2 protein-coding genes are annotated in these 473 nt (G+C 46.7%); one reads left to right on the forward strand and one right to left on the reverse strand.

The features are described from left to right. Positions 1-213 (forward strand): hypothetical protein (locus M3194_RS30850; protein WP_251657958.1); only part of this gene is annotated, 213 nt, incomplete at its 5' end. A gap of 24 nt (positions 214-237) precedes the next feature. Here M3194_RS30850 and M3194_RS30855 read toward each other — a convergent pair. Next, positions 238-473: NAD(P)/FAD-dependent oxidoreductase (locus M3194_RS30855; RefSeq protein WP_251657959.1), on the reverse strand; the 236-nt coding region annotated here is incomplete at its 5' end.

Here is a 473-nt window from a genome sequence, read left to right on the forward strand (position 1 = left end):
GTATTTTACTTTGCGGTGTTTCGCTTATGGCAACAAGGTCATATCAAAAGTATGTTATTGGGTGTGATATCGCCGATTTTGGCGGCATTGGGCTCATTGATGGTAGTGTTCGGCGGCATGCAAAATCCGCTGTTTTTGCCTGTCTGCTTACCGATTTGTGCGCTTGTCCTCCTGCTTGCCTACTTTTACAGTCGCTATCTACACAGTCGATAAGTACCTTATGTCAAGTGCCTTATATCAAGTGCATTGCGTCAATTTTTTGGATAACGCTAAAAACTGCGCCACGCCTTGTCCGACGGCTCGACCTGTGGCAAAACAAGCTGTCAGTAGATAGCCACCCGTTGGCGCATCCCAATCAAGCATCTCGCCACAGCAAAATACATAAGGATTGGATTTTAGCGCAAAATCCTCGGTTAATGCTGTACGTTTTACCCCGCCGCCACAGCTAATTGCTTCTTCAATCGGTCGAAAGC

Origin of the sequence: Paenibacillus glycanilyticus (genome assembly GCF_023715145.1) — a bacterium.
GTDB lineage: Bacteria > Bacillota > Bacilli > Paenibacillales > Paenibacillaceae > Pristimantibacillus > Pristimantibacillus glycanilyticus_A.